We start from the raw sequence: 20,368 nt of genomic DNA, 5'->3' as shown, positions 1-20,368 counted from the left end.
ACTATTTAGTTTTAAGCGGTGTCAGGTAAGATACTTCAGCCACAGTAACAGAAGTTGTAATGGATTTTTGAGTGCCATCAGGATTCAGAACTGCAGCGATATAAGCCCCGTCGCTATATCTCAGACCATAGAAATATACTTCGTTAGCATTGTTTGCAGCAGCGCTGGTTATGTCGTATTCATTTGTTGTATAAAAACTTTGTATAGCAAGGTTAGTATCTACTTTTTCTATAGTTTTGTTATCTTTTAAGACATAGAGTAGCTGATTGCCGGCAATGGCTCTGGCTGTTTTGGGATACTCAATTGTATTTATAGCCAGAGTATTCGCATTATATTTAGCTATAAGTGTACTTTGAGCTACACCGGAAGCGCTTAATTTGGGAAATGAGTAATAACTATAATCTGAGTCGGTTATTAAAGGTGTATTGCTTTCTATAGTAGCGACAAATTGATAATCTGTTCCCTGGGTCGTGGTAATAGCTATGCTTTGTACGGTATTATTGGCATCCAGACACAGTTTGAAAAGCTGAGCTCCTGCATAGTAATTAAAATCTCCGGATTTGCTTACATAGACATCTTTGCCCTGGGAAGCAACAGTCAGGTATTCATAACCACCGGTTGTCTGCTTGATAAATTTATCACCGACAATGATGTTTTCATTTTTATCTATTTTGGCTGTGGCATAGTTTACACCTTTAAGAGCCGGCAGAACTGTCATTTTAATGCCTGTAGTGTTGGCAGCTGTAAAGTCAAGTCTAACCAAACGACCCTGATCATTTACAAAGTAATATTTTGTACCGTCACTGGGATAAGTTATGGATGTTTTTTCATTAATATTTGTTCCATACAGATAAGCGTAACCGGTAGTTTTATTTACAAGAAAATACAAATAACTGCCGGAAGTAGTATTATCAAGAAATTTAATAGACAAATAGTCACTATTAATAGTTTTTATATCCACTGCTTCAGCCGTAAAAGATATAACATTTGTCTTGGTATTATAAAATCCTACTTGTTGGACTGTGCCATCAGGCAACATCTTATAGAGCAGTTTTTTATTGGCATTTGCTTTAATAGACAGCCCTTTGGCAGTAGCGGCTCCTTTAGGTACCTCACTGGCTATAAATACACTTTGAGCCCCGCTGATATCAAAACGAGCTATAGAATCTGCCGGTGAAGAATCATTCACCAGACCTAATTTTTGGGCGCATCCCCCAAGGATAAACATCAGAACTGCGATGCTTGCTAAACTTACTACTTTTTTCATTTCTCTTCCCCCTTTTTTAATTACATTTATTTATATACCCGTGGAGAATAAAAATATTCATCGAAAAATTTAGTTATATAAATTGAAAACACAATATAAAAGGAAACCCGGCCATTAGCCGGGTTTCCAATAAAATAATTAAAAAAGATGGTTGCAGTTATTTAGTTTTAAGCGGTGTCAGATAAGAAACTTCAGCTACAGTAACAGAAGTTGTAATGGTTTTTTGAGTGCCATCAGGATTCAGAACAGCGGCGATATAAGCACCATCGCTATATCTTAGTCCGTAGAAGTACACTTCGTTGGCATTATTCGCTGCTACGCTGGTTATATCATATTCATTAGTTGTGTAGAAACTTTGTATGGTTAAATTAGTATCCACTTTTTCTATAGTTTTGTTGTCTTTCAAAACGTAGAGTAGTTGATTGCCTGCAACAGCTTTTGCTGTTTTGGGATACTCAATTGTATTAATGGCCATTGTGTTTGCGTTGTATTTGGCTATCAGCAAACTTTGCGCTACACCGGACGAACTTAATTTTGGAAATGAATAATAACCGTAATCTGTATTTGTGAGTAAGGGAGTATTGCTTTCTATTGTGGCTACAAACTGGTAGTCTGTACCCTGAGTTGTAGTAATAGCTATGCTTTGTACGGCATTATTGGCATCCAAACATAGTTTGAAAAGTTGAGCACCGGAATAGTAATTAAAATCTCCGGATTTGCTTACATAGACATCTTTGCCCTGGGAAGCAACAGTCAGGTATTCATAACCACCTGTTGTTTGTTTTATGAACTTGTCTCCTACAATAATATTTTCATTTTTATCTATTTTGGCTGTGGCGTAGTTTACACCTTTAAGAGCCGGCAGAACTGTCATTTTAATACCTGTAGTACTGGATACCGTAAAGTCCAGTCTAACCAAACGTCCCTGGTTGTTTATAAAGTAGTATTTTGTGCCATCACTGGGATAAGTTATGGAAGTGTTTTCATTAATATTGGTTCCATATAAATAGGCAATACCGGTTGTTTTATTTACCAGAAAATATAAAAAACTACCGGAGGTGGCGCTGTCCAGGAATTTGACAGATAAATAATCCTTATTAATATTTTTAATTCCAACTACTTCAGCCTGAAACTGAATTAAATTATTATATGGATCATAGAACCCAACAGGCTGGACTGTACCATCAGGCATCAATTTGTATAATGATTTGGTTCCCGAGACTTCTGTCGTTATATCTTCAGGAACCGGGGTTACTGTTGTTACTGGCGTAACAACAGGTTCAGGTGTCACTGTTGCAGGAGTGCCGCTATTACCATTGCCATTGCCGTTGTTGCCATTACCATTACCATTGTTGCCGCTGTTATCACTGTTACCATTGTTACTGGAGGCTACTTTGGCTGCCTTAGCCGACATGCCGGTACTAACACTTTTATTCACTGCGTTTGCAATGAATAAACTTTGTGCACCACTTATATCAAAACGTGCAATGGAGTCAGCCGGTGATGAATTGTTAACCAGCCCTAATCTCTGGGCGCATCCCCCGAGGATAAATATTAGAATCGCTGCGCCAATTATGCTTACTGCTACTTTTTTCATTTCTCTTCCCCCTTTTTTATTACATTAATTCATATGCCCCCGGATAATAAAAATATTCATGGATTTTTTTTGATTTTAAAAAACTAAGTTAAAATAAAAGTCCGATGCCAGCGAAGAAGTTAAAAGAACTGAAAGCATCTTTTATAGAACCCGTGAGCTTTTCTTGGGTAATCAAATAATTGATGCCTATATCCCCCCAGATATCGGGTTTTAAAATTTCTATATAAAAGCCATAGCCAAAACTGAAACCTTTAAGAATTTCATAATAGGGGAAAGCCGAATATCCCTGATACTGAATAACAGCTACCGTACCCCAGAAACAGCTGACGTAAGGAACAATATTGGTTTTCCAGAAAGCTTCCGGTGTGAATAGTTTGGCTCCAATATTATAAGGAATAATGGTATTACCTGCGGAATCAATGACAGTATTGTCCATGAAACCCAAAAATCCGATCCCTGCGGAAATCTCCAGGTTACTGTTTATTAAATAACCGGCATTAACCCCTCCAAATCCATAAGGAGCACCGAAACCTCCGAATATTTTAAAGTTCTGATCAAAAATACTGCCATTAAGGTTAAATCCAGTTAACAATATTGTTAGTAATATGAATTTGATAGCTGATTTCATAAACTGTATCCTTATTATTATATACCACAGAAATTATATTTTAAGCATTCGGCCAAATTTTTTGCAACTTTGGAGTTTCCCCCCCGATAATTTAATATAAGAAATTTTTGGGGAGGAATAAATCATGGTTGGAAATATTACTATTAATAATTCAGTATCTAATAAAATCGAAGCGTATGTTAATAGATTCGGTAAAACCAAGGAAGAAAAAGACGGGATTCGAGGATTGTTTTATAGTTCCGACTATAATCATGATAAAGATATTCAACCTACCGAAGTAGAAATAACGGCAGGTTTACTGCAAAAACAATTAACATGGTTAACCTGGCTGCCCGTTGTAGGTGGCATTCAGGGTTCAGCGTCAAAGGAAGATATTGTAGATGTTTGGAGACAGATGAAAGAAGTTAATATTAATAATTTAAATGAAGTCATTAAAGAGTTGGAAGACTCTATTCCTGACAAGGGGGCAATAGATATAAATGGAAATAATTCATATGAAGACTGCAGTCAATATGAAAGGTATTTTGATTTAAGAAAATTAGCAATTGCCACTATGGTTAAGTTAGAAAGCGAACCGGTTAAGAATAAGGAACTTTTGGCAAAATTGTCAGGGAATCAGGTTTATGGCATAGACGAAAATGGTTTCAAAAAATTTTATCAGGTATCCTTCGATCTGACCCCGGGTACGCAAAAAGATGCCTATAATCTGGCGAAATTTTTTGAAATTTTACGTTCTCATCTAAATATTGAACCAGGTAAATCCCTTAAAAGTTATGGTGGTAGTAAACCTGAATATGCCGAACTTGTTGGTTATAAACTATTAAGCTCGTTACGACAGATACTATACGGTAAAAAATAATTTGTCTGGAATAATATTTTTATTTTGAAGTTTATTAATGTTTTCCTGTCATAAAATTATCTCTTTATATTCAGACGCCAGTTACCTTGGTTGGCGCGAGCTTTCCAGAGACAGCCGTATAGCTCTGAGAAACGGCGATATTGCAAAATTAAAAGGTATTTTTGGTGAAAATTTGCCTTATCTTTTTGATGTTTTTCGGGATAAACCTCTGCATCATGAAACGCAACAAAAATTACCACGATTAAAGAATTCAGAACTTCTGTTATTAAATGAAAACAACTTCCCGGAAAGTATACTGAAAATAGCCTTGCGTATGGGTTACAAGTATGGACAGAATATACCTCTTTCATCTGCTGATTTTTTCCAAAGGTCAAAATTTGAAAAATACAGGCAAAGAGCAGAGTTTAATTTTTTTAAGGTAGTGCAGAAAGATGCTGAGCCTTTCTGGAGAGGCCAGGACCCATATAAGGGACTGCTTTTTCTGGAGAGATTCTGGACAATATATAGAGATATGTTATTAAAACCTGATAGATTTCCTTATGCTCAGGCTTATAAAGTGCTGATAAATAAGCTCAATAATATTGTTATGAACAGACATTTGTATCCGGACAAATTTTCTGTTTTTATAGACAGAAAACTTTATACTTCCCGTTTTATTAATCTTATTGATATACTGCACAGAAATTTTGGCGACTAAACAGTTATTACTGTAGCTTATTTTGTGTCCAATTTATAGAATACCGTATATACCCCTTCGGAGTCATGCTTAACATCCCCTAAAATGCGAAAACTTTCCTTAATAAGTTTTATACTCATTATAGGTTCTTTGGTGTAGGCTTTGATGCCTTGTTCCCCGACTTTTGCTACCATACCGTTTTTAGCAGCGTTTAATAATCTTTGCAAGATGTGAGGTTGATATTTATTGATTTCTTCCAGTATTTTTGCTGTAAACTTGAACCTGGTAATAACATTCAGCTCATTTTTAACTGTATAAATAACATTGGGCGTAATTTCATTCCAATCAAAAATTTCGTCAAAATTTTGTTCAGTATTAATAGCTTCATCCTGTTTGTTATTCCCGTTTTTGTTATGTATAGCTATGGGATTTAATAGTTTTTTCCCAATTTCTTTTATTTTTTTGTCATAGAGCTCAATGATTTTAGCTTCAATAGATTCCATGGTAAGTTCATCAGCTTTCTGAGCAAGAATATTTAATTGTTCCGAAATAAAAGAATGTTTATCATTCAATACTTCTATTTCTTGTCGAAGAGTATCAGAATTGAGCTTTCCTTTCAGTTCTCTCAGATTACTTTCTAAATTGGAGTAGCTCATTTTTCCTTCCTGCAGTTCTAAGGTGAGCACTGATTGGTATTTTTTTAACCAATCCAGGTCGGCTTTGATAATTTCTTTAAACTGTTCGGTATATATTTTCTTAATATGCACTAGAAAATCAAATATGAGTATTGCCGCCCCACTCATATTCTTCATATTTCTAAATCCATTCACAAATGAATTGATATTTTTATACATTTCAACAATGCTATGTAATTTTTTTAAGAAATCATCAAAGGCATTGTTAAAAGTTGGCATTTTCGCAGAAATGTCATTCAGAAATTGTGTTATCTCGGTATTAATTTTTGTATCCAGATCGGGTTTTATAAAATTATTAACAAAATTATAAGCAGCATCGAGGGCAGGGTCAGAATGTAATATGAGAAGTATTCTTTTTATTGCCTGGTCGGAAAAAAAATACTCCTGAACAAGTTTATTTGTTTTCCTTATGTTTATAATATCCTCGTGCTCGAAGAAATTAGAAATAAGTTCATTGATTTCATCTATTAGCAAGGGTTCTTTTAAATATATAGTGCCTGCTTCCTTATTGTATATGAATTTATACATGGGCAATTTTTCGCTCTGTACGAAGAACAGAATTCTGGAAACCCTTGTTGTGGAGTTATCAATTCTTTCCTGTCTTTTCCCTGATTGATAATCGTCATAAATTTTTTGAGACAGAGGTGATAAAACTATTTCTTCAATGGATTGTTGCAAATAAAAATCCATAAAATCAGGGTTCAAATTAAGTAGTTGTTTCTCTGTACCTTTAGACCCGTTTAAAAGTTTGGATAATCTGGTTAAATCATTTTTGTTAAATAAGTTCAAATTTTTTAGAAAAAGATTTAATGCTAATAGTTTTTCCTCCAATTTCAGACATTTAGCTTTCTGCAGATCAACTTCAGCAATCTTCTCGACCAAATCATTCCCATGCTGAAATTGATCACTTCCCAATGATTTATTAGTTGATTCAAGCATTTCATTAACTTCAGTAAGAGTTTGCTTATAGTAACCAGTCAATTTTTTAATATTATTTTTTTTGTAGAGCCGATTAAAATAATTAAAGCGGAGGACCTCAATAAGATTTATCAGATCGGCCCTTATTTGACCGGTTTTCTGTGGGAATAGCAGGCTAAATTTATCACAGTCATCCTGTATAGCCGTTCTCAGAAGTTCAGCTAAACCCCGGGCTTTCAACCCCAGGATTATCCTGAAACTTACAATTTTATGATTTATTTGCATGAATTTCCTCACTAGATTATCGAAAGTATTGGGTAGAAATCTTACAATCTTCTTTAATAATTTGTCAGGAACTTCAAATGAATATAATTGACTTCCTAAAAAAAAACGATATAATTATTAGGCTTAGATCAATACAGTTAAAGGCAAGGTGAACGAAATGAAGAAAAATATACATCCACAAGTTAAGGAAATCGTAGCAACCTGTGTATGTGGGGCGCAATATAATACTTATTCCACCAAAGATGAAATAAGAGTTGATATCTGCGGTGCCTGTCATCCTTTTTATACCGGGTCAGAAAAAATAATGGATACCGAAGGACGCGTAGAACGTTTCAAGAGACGTTATAAAACAAAATAGGCAGTATTTTATACTGTTTAATCATGAAAGTTCAGCTGATAAGTCATACACCCTTACCGATTAAGGTTATATATTTGGCTTGCAGGACCTGTTACAGCAAGGCAGGACCACTGAGCCAGAGCGATGTCCCCGAAAACAAGATGCTAAGTTTGATAAGAAAAACCATTTTATCAGGTCATCATTCGGTTCTGGAGCATGCCAGTTTTACTTTTGGTGTAGAAGGTATCAGCAGGGTAAGCACTCATCAACTGGTAAGACATCGACATGCTTCTTATGCCCAGCAGTCTCAACGTTATGTAGAATATGATGCAGGCAGTATCAATTTTATCAAACCTAAAAAGATAAAGAATAAAAAAAGGTATGAGCGTATGATAAATTCTCTATTTGAATTTTATCAAGAAATGCTGGAAGATGGTGTTCCGGCGGAAGACGCAAGATATATTCTGCCCAACGCTACCCCGACCAATATCATGGTTACAATGAACTATCGGGAGATCATGCAGTTTTGTAACTTGAGGTTGTGTTACAGGGCGCAGTGGGAAATCCTGGATTTGGCTAAAGCTATGAAAAAGGAAATAATCAGGATATCATCCTTTTTGGGAAGTTTTCTGGAACCAAAATGTCAGCTTCAAGGCTATTGCGCTGAAGATGATTGTTGCGGACACTATAAATTTGCAGCTGAAAGCGTAGTTGTCAAAAAAGAAAGGCGAAAAAAATGGGATATGTAGGAGGGCAGGCACTGATTGAAGGAGTAATGATGAAAGGGGATAAATATATCTCTACAGCTGTTTATAATCCGTCACATAATTTGGTTGTAAATAAAGAGGAATTTGTTCCAATATCGAAGAAATACCCGATGTTAAAGCTGCCGATTTTACGCGGATTTGTATCACTTATTGAAATGATGGTAATTGGCATGAAAACTTTAGTATATTCTATTAATATTGCCAGTGAAGAACATGAAAAAATATCTAAAAATGAACTTAGTTCTTCAATTGTTATCAGTTTGATGGTGTCTATCGGTATATTTATTATTATCCCCGCTATCTTTTTTAATTATTTGAGAATACATTTCGCCAGCGTCAATATCCTTTTGCTTAATGCCATTGAAGGTTGTATCAGAATAAGTATTTTTTTGGGATTTTTGGGTTCCACTCTGCTTATGAAAGATATGGTCAGAGTTTATCAATTTCATGGCGCAGAGCATAAAGCGGTAAACGCGTTTGAAGCAGGAGAGAAACTTACTGTGGAAAATGTCAAAAAATATTCCCGTATTCATATTCGTTGTGGCACTTCTTTTATAGTTTTCGTGCTGATCACATCCATCTTTGTTTTTTCTTTGATAGGCAGGCAGGACCTTTTGCACAGGATTTTTTTCAAACTGCTTTTGTTCCCGCTGATTTCCGGAATTGCTTATGAATTGATCAGACTGGCGGCCAAATTTCATAGCAATATATTTTGCAAAATGCTGATTACACCTGGACTATTGGTTCAGAGAATGACAACCAAAGAGCCTGATGAAATGCAGATAACCGCTGCTATAAGTGCCTTGAAAGAAGTAATCTGAGTATGGATTTAAGTGAAAAATTTAAAGAACTTGAACATAAATTCGCTTTGATCGAGAGCGAAATGTCTAACCCGGAAACCATTTCCAATCTTGACCGCTATCGGGAGTTGAATATAAAGCGCATGGAACTGGAAGAACCCGTTAACAAATACAGAGAATATACCAAACTTGCCCAAGAACTTTATGATACGAGAGAACTGCTGAATTCTTCAAGTGACAAAGATATGATGGCACTGGCTAAGGATGAGCTTGATGCCTTGCAGAAAAAGGAAGAAATCCTCAAGCAAGAATTGACTTTTATGCTTATACCTACAGACCCGCACGATAAAAAAAATGTGTATCTGGAAATACGTAGCGGTACTGGTGGCGAAGAAGCAGCACTGTTTGCCCGAGATCTTTATGAGATGTATATTCGTTACGCTGCACGCAGGAACTGGCAGGTAGAAGTTGTAGATATGGCGGAAGCAGATGCGGGCGGATTCGCTAAAGTTGTTGTTTATATACAGGGCCTGAACGTATTCGGACGTCTCAAGTTTGAAAGCGGCACACATCGTGTGCAGCGAGTGCCGGTTACCGAAGCCAGTGGCAGGATACATACATCAGCCGCTACAGTGGCGATTATACATGAAGCTGATGAGGTGGATGTCAAAATCGATCCTAAGGATTTGAAGATCGATACCTACCGTTCCAGCGGTGCGGGCGGACAACATGTAAATAAAACCGAATCCGCTATTCGTATTACTCATATCCCCAGCGGACTTATCGTTTCCTGTCAGGAAGACAGGTCACAGCATAAGAACAGGGATAAAGCTATGAAGCTGCTGGCTGCCAAGCTGGTGGAGATGGAAGAAGAAAATCGTAATAAAAAAGAAAGTGAAACCAGAAAAATGCAGGTGGGCTCTGGTGACCGCAGTGAAAAGATCAGAACCTATAATTATCCTCAGGGCAGGGTAACAGATCACCGGATAGGGCTGACTCTTTACAGACTGGAAAGTATAATGCAGGGAGACATTGATGAAATTATCGATGCGCTTATTACTGCGGATCGACTGGAAAAGTTAAAGAATATATAATATAGATATGACTGAAATCTGGACCGTTAAGAAGATTTTGGAATGGTCCGAAGAATATTTTGCCAAACAACAGATAGATTCCCCGAAATTAACCGCGCAGATATTGCTTAGTCACGTGCTGAGGTGCAAACGGATAGAGCTTTTTCTTAATTATGAACAGCCTTTAACCTCTACCAATTTGAAAAATTACAAAGAGCTTGTTTTGCGCCGCGTCAAACACGAGCCTGTTGATTATATTACCGGTCAAAGTGAATTCATGGGGCATACTTTTCATGTAGGTCAAGGAGTTTTGATCCCCAGACCGGAAACCGAAATCCTGGCAGAAAAAGCTATTGAATATTTAAAAAGTCAAAGTGTTCTGCCTTTAGTTGTTGATATTGGGACCGGTTCCGGCGCACTGGCCGTATCTTTAAAAAAAAATGTCCCGGAACTTATAGTCTGGGCAACGGATATTTCAAGACCAGCGCTGGATATGGCCATGCAAAATGCCAAGGAAAATCAGACAGAAATTAATTTTTTTGAGGGATTTTTTCCTGAAATACCTTTTTTAGAAGATAAAAGTTTATCTTTATTGCTTGTTTCTAATCCGCCTTATATTAAAACCGCTGAAATTAAAAATTTACAACCGGAAGTAAAGGATTTTGAGCCGCAAGAAGCTTTAGACGGTGGACCGGATGGCCTTGAGGTTATTAAATTGATCTTTGACCTGATCAAGTCTTTACCTAATCAGTTGACTCTGTTTATGGAAATAGGTTATGACCAGAGTAGTGAAGTGATGGACCTGGCTAAAAAAGAGCGACTTCAAGAAATTATTTTAATACCTGATTATCAACAGATACCAAGGATTATCAAAGTTGTTAAACCGCATACTGGATAAGCTTTTCCCCCGTGTTTGTCTGTGCTGTAAATCCATCTCGGCGGACAGAATTTGTAATAATTGCCGACCGGTTAAAAAAGAACCTGCGGAGTTTCAAACGGGATGTTATTATTTATACCCATATCAGGGAAATCTCAAGGAAATTTTACATGAATACAAGTTTAAAGCACAGAAGAAAATTGTTTCCCAATATTTAAAGGACCAGCTAAAGACGGATTTTTTTATTAATTATGATCTGGTTATCCCTGTCCCGTCACATTGGTTGCGTTTTTTTCAAAGAGGGTTTAATCACCTGCATTATCTTTATAATTTTCTTCCTAATATTTGCTACGGTCTGGTACGCAGGAAAAAGTATACCTGCTATTTTTATAAATTGAAAAGACAGGAACGGGAAGTAATTATCAAAGGCGCTTTTCAGGTATTGCGACCTGACCTTATCAAGGGTAAGAAGGTTCTTATCGTTGATGATATTTATACAACAGGTACCACCTTTAATGAACTGAAACAGGAGCTTCTAAAATATAATCCGTTGTCGGTAGATGGATTTTTTATATGTAGGGCTTAGACCTCATCCCCCTGGCCCCCTTCTCCGCTAGTGGAGAAGGGGGAATAGTTGAAAAGTCACTTAATCATCATAGTTTGTCAAAGGGGGATGAGGCGAAAATTCCCTGCAACTTTTTTATTTTTCACACGATATTTATGTGGATATAAAAAAGAAGGGTAAAAAATCGGTTGATGTTTTGTAAGATAGTAGCTCAAAAAAATAAGATTATATATAGTTTACCGTTTCCGGAATTACAGGCAGCTTTTCTTAGGCATGGCTACGAACGTCTGGGCGAGCTTAATTTTTTTAAGAACGGTTTTCAGATAGTTCAACTTGAGGATAACGGCGGATTTAAGAAATATTTTGATCTTGCTTATAATATTTCAGGAATCACTTATAAGCCGGAATTACTGAAAAGAGTGAATCTTGCGGCCAGACCCGATGATTTTGTGCTGGAAATAAGTTATGGTCCGTCAACTGCGCTTGAGTATTTCGGATATGGAGTCAAAGCCAGTTATCTGGAACCCTTTCAGAAAGAAGTCAATTTGATAGGAACAAGTTTATTAGCAAGGCTGTTAGAGGATGGATTTAAACAGATTACCCCCAATTTATATAAGATGAGCATAAATATTCTAAATGATTTAGATGAAGAAACTAATATAGAAGACGCGAAAAGCGCTGATGTTTATGTTGTTATGGAAAATGATAAAGCATTGTCTCTAATGGCTTACATCCCGGATCATCAGATGCGTGAACTGGAACTGCGCAGCCTGAAAGAAAGATATATGCTAATTCCCATGCTCTTATGGATTCCTAAGGAGGAGAGAGTATATCCGGAATTTGCAGGTGTTTCAAGTTGTCCACGTGTGCGCATGGGAAATCATTTTACAAATTTAAGATTTTTAAACCTAATAACAAATGAATCAGGAGGAAAGAAAAATGAATAAAAAGATAATAGCAGCGATACCGAACGGATATGTCGACGCAAAACGGAGCGCACCGATAGATTCTCTATTGAGAACTTTACCACTGGCAGTTCCTGAAATTTTTTTTGATGAGTCAGGAGAAATTATTCCTATAAATTTCGTAAAAACAGATCAGGCAATGACAATAAAATCGGCGGAAGTAGTTGCTACAAAATTTCCCAACCTGCAAACAGAAGCTTTGGAAGGAGAAAAAGCGCAAACTGCAAACATTACCGGTAAAAAAGTCGGGGTTATTTTTTCTGGTGGGCCTGCATCAGGTGGAAATAATGTTTTAGGAGGTTTATTCAAAGTACTTAAAGGTAATACGCTTTACGGTCTCACTAATGGTCCTGATGGTTTGATAAAAGGAAATGCCTTTAAGGTTACTGCCGATAACATGGAATTGCTGTTAAATACTGGTGGCTTTGATTTTTTGGGGACTGGCAGAACTAAAATTGATAAACCGGAAAAATTTGAAAGTGTAAAAAATACAGTAAAAAAATTAGGTTTGGATGGAATAGTCGTAGTCGGAGGAGATGATTCTAATACTAATGCAGCTGAACTTGCCGAGTATCTGACTGGAGAATACAAAAAAGGTAATCTGAATAAAGGCTGCACTGTAATCGGTGTCCCTAAAACTATTGATGGCGACTTGCAAATAAATGATAAAGGAAACAGTTTGTTGCCTATATCATTTGGTTTTTATACAGCTGCCAGAGTAATGGCGAAACTCGTAGGTAATTTGCTGACAGATCGCGCGTCTCAGAAAAAATATTGGTTTTTTGTAAAGCTTATGGGTAGAAGCGCCTCGCATTTAACCCTAGAGGTTGCTTTGCAGACAAGACCTCATATTACTTTAATTTCAGAAGAGATAGGCAAGAAAAAAATGTCCATGGATGATGTCGTAAGTTACATGTCCAATATTATTGCCGGAAGAATGGCTAAAGAAAAAAATTATGGTGTTGCGATTATTCCTGAGGGAGTTATCGAGTTTATACCTGAAGTAAAAAAATTGATCAGTGAACTGAATAAATTGTCGGGAAAACATGTGGAAATAAAAAACATATTACTCGGGAAGAAACTAATTAATAAAAAGGAAGAAACTGATTGGAATGAGTTCGGTAAAATTAATGCTCTTTCAGCAGACATGAAGATTTTAACAACTGTTTTAAAAGAGGCTGTACCTGAACTTAAGGATTATAGAGATGAAGATATAGAATTTTTTCTGGAACAAGCGACCATGACGATTGCCGAGAAAAAGAATTTCATTTGTACTTCTCCGGAAATATCATCGAATTCAGCTGACTTATTCCGTACTTTTCCTGATGATATTGTGGACGCGATGTTATTGGACAGGGATGATCATGGTAACCTGAAAGTTTCTCAGATACCTACGGAAAAACTATTAATGAAATTAGTCCTAAAAAAGATTAAGGATATGCAAGCTCAGCCGGAAAAATATGATCTTGCAAATATGTTGGGTTTTTCTGAAAAAGAAATGAAAAAATTTATAGATTCCAAGTTCGATCCACAGGATAAATTTGTCGGATACGAAACCAGATGCGGGGCTCCCGCCAGATTTGATGCCAATTATTCCTTTATACTGGGGTTGACAGCAGGTTCGCTGGTTTTGAATAGCCATACTGGCTACATGGCTTCTGTGACCGACCTTTTATCAGGAGGTAAGCCTCTGGGTATTCCGCTTTCCAGTCTTATACATACAGAAGTCAGAAAAGGCAAAGAAACATCTGTCATTGAAAAAGCTTTAGTGGATCTGGATTCTCCTGCTTTCAACATTTTTGCCCAGAATAGGGAGACATGGGCTGACGGCAATTCTTCACGCAGTCCAGGCTCCATACAGCATGAAGGACAGGTAGCTTATAAAATACCTTACACTGTTGGATTGAACCAGGGATTGTTAACCTGGGCACAGATAGACAATGGCGCTGAGCCGGATTTCAATATGGGTCGTTTGACACGTATAAAGTTTGATTAACTGATTGGGTCGTAAATATAAATAATATTAACCTGAATTGCATTGTCGCATCGAATGTTTTCAGTATTTATGCTAATATTGTTTTCCTATGCAAAATCCCGGCATCCAAAGTTTTTTAAAGAAAAATTTATTAATAGTTACCAAACCCATTCAATATCTGGGCAACGAAATCTATATGCAGAGGAAGCAATGGAGTACCTCCAAAGCTAAAATTTGCTTGTTGTATCCGGATAAATATGAAGTCGGCATGAGCAATCTGGCTGTGAATTTGTTTTATACTCTCATTAATTCATACACCAAACATTCACTGGAAAGAGCCTTTATTCCAGATCTGGATATGATTACTTTATTAAAGGATAATGAAGTCCCTTTATTTTCCCTGGAAAGTCAGAAGCCCTTGGCAAATTTTGATGCCCTGGCTGTTTCTTTTTCTACAGAGCTTAGTTTTACCAATGCGCTGCTGGCCTTAGACCTGGCCAGAATACCGCGCCGCAGCAAGGATCGGTTGGATAACGAGCAGTGGCCTTTAATATTTGCCGGTGGTGGTGGTGTAATGAATCCTTTACCTATGAGTATTTTTATGGATTTTTTTGTACTGGGTGACGGTGAGGAGGTGTTCAAAGAAATCTGTGACAAGATTCACTACTTCAAATATAAGAAAGTTATAACTAAAATTGAGATTTTATCCGAATTAAACAATCTTGATTACATTTTCGTACCTTTATTAAATGAAGAAAAGAAAGTATTTCGTCATATTTACAAAGATTTCGCTGACGAATCTTATCTGGAAAAACCATTGATACCTCTGTTGAAGACTGTACATAATCGTTTCAGTATTGAGATAATGCGCGGTTGTCCTAGAAAATGCCGATTTTGTCAGGCTTCGTATATCAATAAGCCAGTGAGGATTAAACCCAAGGAAAAATTAATCAAACAGGTTAAAAATATCATAATGAATACCGGTTATGACGAAATATCTCTTTCTTCTTTAAGTTCTTCTGATTATCCATACATTAAACAATTATTAGAAGAACTGGAGCCGTTATGCAAGGAGAAACAGGTATCTTTAAGCCTGCCTTCTTTACGTATGGATACATTTTCCAATGATGTTTCTTTGATGATCAATAAAGTCAGGCAATCAGGTGTAACTCTGGCGCCGGAGGCCGGTAGTCAATTTCTCAGGGATGTTATTAATAAGGATCTGAGTGAAGATGAAATTATTTCTACTGCCAAAATCGCCGCCCAAAACAGCGGAAAAAGCATCAAGTTGTACTTCATGATCGGTTTACCCGGAGAAACTGATCAGGATGTGGAAGATATTGTAAATTTGAGCTTTAGAATAATTCGGGAGATTAAACCGGCGCATAATAAAGTTGTGGTTAATGTTTCCAACTTCGTCCCTAAACCTTTTACACCTTTTCAGTGGGCAGGACAGGAGTCAATTCCAGAAATAACCAGGAAATTGAATTTTCTTAAAGCTCAATTGCGTCATCATCAACTGGAATTACGCTGGACAGACCCACAGGTAAGCCAGATCGAAGGACTATTGAGCAGAGGAGACGAAGAAACAGGAGAATTAATTGAGCAAGCTTATAAAAACGGAGCGTTTTTTGACGCCTGGTATGATCATTTTCGTTTTGACGCCTGGCAAAAAGCTATTGAGCAGTGCGGTTTGAAGCTGGAAGGGTACTTAACTGAAAAAGCTATAAAAAAACCATTACCCTGGGATTTTGTTGAAACCGGAGTAAAAAAAGAATTTCTTCTTAAAGAATATGAAAAAGCTCTTGCTTTGAAACGGGAAAAGATATAGCGAATAAACAGCCTGCTCTTTGTAATTCCTTAATTCTGGATATAATGGTTATATAGATAACCATGGCCAAAGTAAAAAAAAGTAAAAGATTTAAATATAACCTTTCTACAGTGCTGCGGGTGCGTGAAATTAAAGAAATACTGCAAAAAGAAGAAGTAAACAAGGCCACCAAGAAATTGTTGGAAGAACAGGAGAAACAAAGGAAGATTGAAGCAGATCAAGCCGAAGAGCATAGCAAAATACTGGAAATGTATTCCGGGAAAAAACCGATTGATTTAAGCGAAGTTTTTTTACGCAAACATCAACTTGATGTATTGAAAATTAGGCACGACGAACAGGTAATAGCAACACAGCAGGCTGAAGACAAGAAAAAAGAAGAAGAGAAAAAATTACTTAAAGCCATGCGAGACAAAAAAATTCTGGAAAAAGACAAAGATAAAAAACGCAAGCTCTGGAAAAAAATAATGGAAAAAGAAGATGTAAAATTTTTGGATGACATTTCCACTTCCAGATTTTTTATACAGAGCAGGAAAGAAAAAAATGAGCATTGATCAAATAGGTTTTCAGCAGGCTCAGCCGCACAGGGAAATTCAGAAATCAGAACAGAGCAACCAGCAGTCTTTTAATTCACATATGGATAAGCTGTTCCTCAGTCATAATATGATCCTGACCAGGATCTTGCAAAACGGGCTGAAAATACCTCAGCATCTAATGGAAAAAATCAAGCGGGAAGCCAGTAATCTGAAAAAAATATATTTCGGGCTGGATAATCATATTTTGGACCCGCAATTGTTACCTAAAGATCAAGGTGAATTTGTGGTTTTGTATACCGAATCTATGCCCGTAATCATACCAAGGATTTTTTTCGAGGAAGATGTACAAAAAGATCATATATTATCACAAAAACTGGCGTTGAACCTGCTGGATGATAAAAACTGGTGGGAGGTAAATCCGGATGAAATTGAATTTTCCGAGTTTCTCAGAGCTGCTCTGGTTTTTTTTGGTATGCGCAAATTTGTAAAAAAAGAAAAAATCAAGATGGTGCATATAGTAACCAATCCCAATCTAACAGAGCACAGTATAATTTTTTCCATGAAATGCAACTTGTTTACTCTTCTTTTATTTTTTTATACTCATCATCAGTATTTTCCTACCTTGCAAGCCGGAATTAACGCCTATCTGAAGTTTTTAAAACAGGATAAATAATTAAACATGGCCGATCACATCCCAGTTATGTTGGACGAAGTAATGCGTTTTCTAGCACCTGCCAAAAAAGATATAGTGCTTGACGCAACTTTAGGCGCGGGGGGATATACTGATTTTTTGTTAAACCATTATCCTGAAGTTGAAAAAATAATAGGCATAGATCAGGATATAGATGCTATTAAACTTGTAAAGAACAAGATAAATTCTAAAAAACTGATTTGTTTAAACGGTAATTTTTCAAATTATCGCCGGTTACTTGAGGAAAACGGGATAAATTATTCATTTAACAAGGTCATTTTGGATCTGGGTATATCCAGTATGCAGATAGATAACGCGGAGAGGGGCTTTTCTTATAAGGCGGAAGGTCCGCTGGATATGAGAATGGATCGCATTCGCAATCAGCTTACTGCAGCTCAAATTCTTAATTCTTTTACGGAAAATGATATCGCAGACATCATCTATAAATACGGTGAAGAACCCAAAAGCAGGTTTCTGGCAAAGTCCATTGTCTCCAAACGTAAAGAAAAACATTTTACGAAGACTTCAGAGCTGCTGGAAATTATTAAAAGTTCAATACATGGTTCTTTTGAGAGAAAAATGACCGCGGTGAAGCGAGTATTTCAGGCCCTACGTATCAAAGTTAACAACGAACTGGATATTTTAGAAGACACATTGACTGCTATGCTTAACGATTTGCCGCATCTGGGCAGGATAGTGGTGTTAACTTTTCACTCTTTGGAAGACCGGATTGTAAAACAAACCTTTAATAAATTTACCGCTTCTGAAAATCCTTTTCATATCGTAAAATTAAATAAAAAAGTAGTTATTGCTACTGAAGATGAGGTTAAAATTAATCCCAGGGCCAGAAGTGCCAAATTAAGGGCTATAGAAAAATGGAATATAACTTAAGCAGAAGATTGGTTTTTATTATTATTTCAATAATAGTTTTTATGTTTGTAGCTTTGCTACAGCTTAGTATCAATTATAAGCTTGACTACACGAGACAATCATTGAATAGCGAGCTTAAACACCTTAAAGATACCAACTACGAGTTGTCAATCAAGTTGTCCTCAGATAACGATTTGAATGAGGTTTATAAATACGCTACCCAAACTCTGGAGATGGGATTCCCTGAAAAAGTGATTTATGTCTACGAATAAATACAACTATAAGATTTGGCTGGTTTTTTTATTAATAGCAAGTTTATTTTTTATTATTATACTGCGGTTATTTTATCTGCAGGTCATCAAACATGAGTTTTACAAAAAAAAATCCCGTGACCAGCAGGAGAGGATCATTAAACTAAATCCTGTAAGGGGAGATATAATAGATCGCAACGGTCAATTATTGGCCACCTCTGTAAAAGCATATTCCGTATACGCTGACCCCTTTCTTATCAGGGATAAGCAAAAAGCCGCGGCTGCCATTTCCGAATATCTGAATGTAAGTAACCCCCAAATCTGGGATACCAGCAGACGTTTTGTCTGGGTAAAGCGTAAAGTCCCGCAGGAAATTAAAGATAAAATTGATATAACCGGAATTTATTTTTTACCTGATACCAAAAGGGCATACCCTGGTAAATTTAACGCTGCGCAGTTGCTGGGATTTGTAAATATTGATGATGATGGAGCCAGCGGTCTGGAGCACTATTACAATAATATTTTAAAAGGCTCACCGGGTTCGATGATTATGGAAAGTGACCCATCCGGGAAATTTATTTACAGTTATAATCAGAAAATTTATCCGGCAAAAAACGGCAAAAAATTACAGTTAACAATCGACAAGAACATTCAATTCATGATGGAAAACGAACTGCAGAAAGCAGTAGAAACATTCCAGGCAAAATCAGCGGTTGCGATTATGATGGACATTAAAACCGGTGAAATTTTAGGGATGGCCAATTATCCCTATTTCGATCCGAATCATTATTCAGAATATAATCCGCAGTACTTTCAGAATAACGCCATCGCCATGGCTATTGAGCCGGGCAGTGTTATGAAACTTTTCACTGTAGCAGCAGCATTGGAAGAAAAAGTAATTAATATTTCTCAATTAATTTATATCCCAGAAAAGCTGGTAGTGAATGGTACAATCATTGAAGAAGCCCATAAAGAAGAGGCTTCCAGTAAAAGTGTTACGGAAATTATTGAGAAATCACTAAATGTTGGCGCTGCTAAAATAGGATTGATGCTGGGCCGCGATAAGCTTTATAAGTATCTATCACTGCTGGAATTTGGCAAGGTTTCCCAGATGAATATTCCCGGAGAAAATTCAGGAATTTTAAATCCATATACGAATTGGTCGCAGGTTGACTTGAGTCGCATTTCATTCGGATATAGCATTGCGGTAACTCCTATTCAACTGATCAAAGCAGCTTCAGTTTTCGGCAATGAAGGTTATATGGTTCAACCTTATATAATTATTGACAAGCATCATCATCCCAAAAAATCCAAACGGATTTTTTCATCAAGGACAGCTAAACAAATGCTCGATATGATGCATGGGGTGGTTGAGGAAGGTACCGGCACATTAACCCGGATCAAAGGGTTCTCAATCGGCGGCAAAACAGGTACAGCCCGGCGTTTTGTTCAGGAAAATAATGCATATTTGCCTGGCAGTTATAATAATTCATTCTTAGGGATTTTTCCAATTTCCAGACCAGCTTATATTATGCTCGTTGTGATAACCGATCCCCAAACAAATAAATTCGCTTCAATGACGGCTGTCCCAGTTTTTAAGAATATTGCTCAGCAGGTTTTACGCTACAAGCAATTACCTCCCGATAAGCGTTTAACAGAAGATGTGATAGTAATTACTTCAAATCGTTAAGAAAACATCAAAAAAAATGCATGTTTAAAAAACCTATACTTGTTGGATTAATATATATAGAGGTAGAAGAAACATTCAGGCTTCCCAGTAATGGTCCCAAATTAGAAATATACTAAAAAATAAGTAGAAATAAACTTATAGAGGAAAGTTTTATCTATTTGTTGCTAAGTATTAACCTGTACTAATGTCCCAACTCTTTCATTATTGAGCACACAAGC

The 20,368-nt window shown here is 36.7% G+C and carries 20 protein-coding genes; 16 read left to right on the top strand and 4 right to left on the bottom strand.

Going from position 1 to position 20,368, the window contains the following annotated elements:
* Position 1: 1 nt before the first annotated feature.
* The 3 genes from PHV30_02345 to PHV30_02335 form a co-directional block, all read right to left on the bottom strand.
* Entirely contained in the window at positions 2–1,267 is a 1,266-nt protein-coding gene (locus tag PHV30_02345) for a hypothetical protein (GenBank protein ID MDD5455855.1), read from the bottom strand.
* Positions 1,268–1,424: 157 nt separating this feature from the next.
* Positions 1,425–2,864, bottom strand: a complete 1,440-nt coding sequence (locus PHV30_02340; GenBank protein MDD5455854.1) for a hypothetical protein — start codon at positions 2,862–2,864, stop codon at positions 1,425–1,427.
* An 88-nt stretch (positions 2,865–2,952) separates the two neighbouring features.
* Complete coding sequence (locus tag PHV30_02335) at positions 2,953–3,492, bottom strand: hypothetical protein (GenBank protein MDD5455853.1); 540 nt, start codon at positions 3,490–3,492, stop codon at positions 2,953–2,955.
* A 124-nt stretch (positions 3,493–3,616) separates the two neighbouring features.
* Here PHV30_02335 and PHV30_02330 point away from each other — a divergent pair, with 124 nt between their 5' ends.
* Together PHV30_02330 and PHV30_02325 are read left to right on the top strand one after the other, a co-directional pair.
* Complete coding sequence (locus PHV30_02330; GenBank protein ID MDD5455852.1) at positions 3,617–4,351, top strand: hypothetical protein; 735 nt, start codon at positions 3,617–3,619, stop codon at positions 4,349–4,351.
* A 37-nt stretch (positions 4,352–4,388) separates the two neighbouring features.
* On the top strand, positions 4,389–5,048 hold the full coding sequence (locus tag PHV30_02325; GenBank protein MDD5455851.1) for a hypothetical protein: 660 nt from the start codon (positions 4,389–4,391) through the stop codon (positions 5,046–5,048).
* 17 nt (positions 5,049–5,065) lie between these two features.
* Here PHV30_02325 and PHV30_02320 read toward each other — a convergent pair whose 3' ends face one another.
* Positions 5,066–6,925, bottom strand: a complete 1,860-nt coding sequence (locus tag PHV30_02320; protein ID MDD5455850.1) for a hypothetical protein — start codon at positions 6,923–6,925, stop codon at positions 5,066–5,068.
* A 157-nt stretch (positions 6,926–7,082) separates the two neighbouring features.
* On the opposite strand from PHV30_02320, the gene rpmE reads away from it, so the two are divergent.
* The 14 genes from rpmE (at position 7,083) to PHV30_02250 (ending at position 20,150) form a co-directional block, all read left to right on the top strand.
* Positions 7,083–7,283, top strand: a complete 201-nt coding sequence (gene rpmE / locus PHV30_02315; GenBank protein ID MDD5455849.1) for a 50S ribosomal protein L31 — start codon at positions 7,083–7,085, stop codon at positions 7,281–7,283.
* 23 nt (positions 7,284–7,306) lie between these two features.
* A complete protein-coding gene (gene thyX / locus PHV30_02310) occupies positions 7,307–8,011 on the top strand; it encodes an FAD-dependent thymidylate synthase (GenBank protein ID MDD5455848.1) in 705 nt (234 codons plus the stop codon).
* Positions 7,999–8,850, top strand: coding sequence for a DUF1385 domain-containing protein (locus PHV30_02305; protein MDD5455847.1), 852 nt, complete (start codon positions 7,999–8,001; stop codon positions 8,848–8,850). Before thyX ends, PHV30_02305 begins: the two co-directional genes overlap by 13 nt.
* Positions 8,851–8,852: 2 nt before the next feature.
* Complete coding sequence (gene prfA, locus PHV30_02300; GenBank protein MDD5455846.1) at positions 8,853–9,923, top strand: peptide chain release factor 1; 1,071 nt, start codon at positions 8,853–8,855, stop codon at positions 9,921–9,923.
* 7 nt (positions 9,924–9,930) lie between these two features.
* Positions 9,931–10,800, top strand: a complete 870-nt coding sequence (gene prmC, locus PHV30_02295; GenBank protein ID MDD5455845.1) for a peptide chain release factor N(5)-glutamine methyltransferase — start codon at positions 9,931–9,933, stop codon at positions 10,798–10,800.
* On the top strand, positions 10,778–11,365 hold the full coding sequence (locus tag PHV30_02290) for a phosphoribosyltransferase family protein (protein ID MDD5455844.1): 588 nt from the start codon (positions 10,778–10,780) through the stop codon (positions 11,363–11,365). The genes prmC and PHV30_02290 overlap by 23 nt, the downstream gene beginning before the upstream one ends.
* Positions 11,366–11,535: 170 nt before the next feature.
* Entirely contained in the window at positions 11,536–12,291 is a 756-nt protein-coding gene (locus tag PHV30_02285; protein ID MDD5455843.1) for a hypothetical protein, read from the top strand.
* Entirely contained in the window at positions 12,284–14,305 is a 2,022-nt protein-coding gene (locus PHV30_02280) for a 6-phosphofructokinase (GenBank protein ID MDD5455842.1), read from the top strand. Before PHV30_02285 ends, PHV30_02280 begins: the two co-directional genes overlap by 8 nt.
* Before the next feature lie 88 nt (positions 14,306–14,393).
* The gene (locus PHV30_02275) at positions 14,394–16,115 is read left to right on the top strand and encodes a radical SAM protein (protein ID MDD5455841.1); all 1,722 of its coding nucleotides are present in this window, start codon (positions 14,394–14,396) and stop codon (positions 16,113–16,115) included.
* 62 nt (positions 16,116–16,177) lie between these two features.
* Complete coding sequence (locus tag PHV30_02270) at positions 16,178–16,666, top strand: hypothetical protein (GenBank protein MDD5455840.1); 489 nt, start codon at positions 16,178–16,180, stop codon at positions 16,664–16,666.
* Positions 16,656–17,321, top strand: coding sequence for a hypothetical protein (locus tag PHV30_02265; protein ID MDD5455839.1), 666 nt, complete (start codon positions 16,656–16,658; stop codon positions 17,319–17,321). Before PHV30_02270 ends, PHV30_02265 begins: the two co-directional genes overlap by 11 nt.
* A gap of 6 nt (positions 17,322–17,327) precedes the next feature.
* Complete coding sequence (rsmH, locus tag PHV30_02260; protein MDD5455838.1) at positions 17,328–18,230, top strand: 16S rRNA (cytosine(1402)-N(4))-methyltransferase RsmH; 903 nt, start codon at positions 17,328–17,330, stop codon at positions 18,228–18,230.
* Positions 18,215–18,481: a hypothetical protein gene (locus PHV30_02255; GenBank protein ID MDD5455837.1), complete on the top strand. Its 267-nt coding sequence runs from the start codon at positions 18,215–18,217 to the stop codon at positions 18,479–18,481. Before rsmH ends, PHV30_02255 begins: the two co-directional genes overlap by 16 nt.
* Complete coding sequence (locus tag PHV30_02250; protein ID MDD5455836.1) at positions 18,468–20,150, top strand: penicillin-binding protein 2; 1,683 nt, start codon at positions 18,468–18,470, stop codon at positions 20,148–20,150. The genes PHV30_02255 and PHV30_02250 overlap by 14 nt, the downstream gene beginning before the upstream one ends.
* Positions 20,151–20,368 lie beyond the last annotated feature (218 nt).

The sequence above is a fragment of the Candidatus Margulisiibacteriota bacterium genome, from assembly GCA_028715625.1.
Classification (GTDB): Bacteria; Margulisbacteria; Riflemargulisbacteria; order GWF2-35-9; family GWF2-35-9; genus JAQURL01.
Note: the sequence above shows the minus strand (reverse complement) of the source record. Positions and strands in the feature narration are given on the sequence as shown.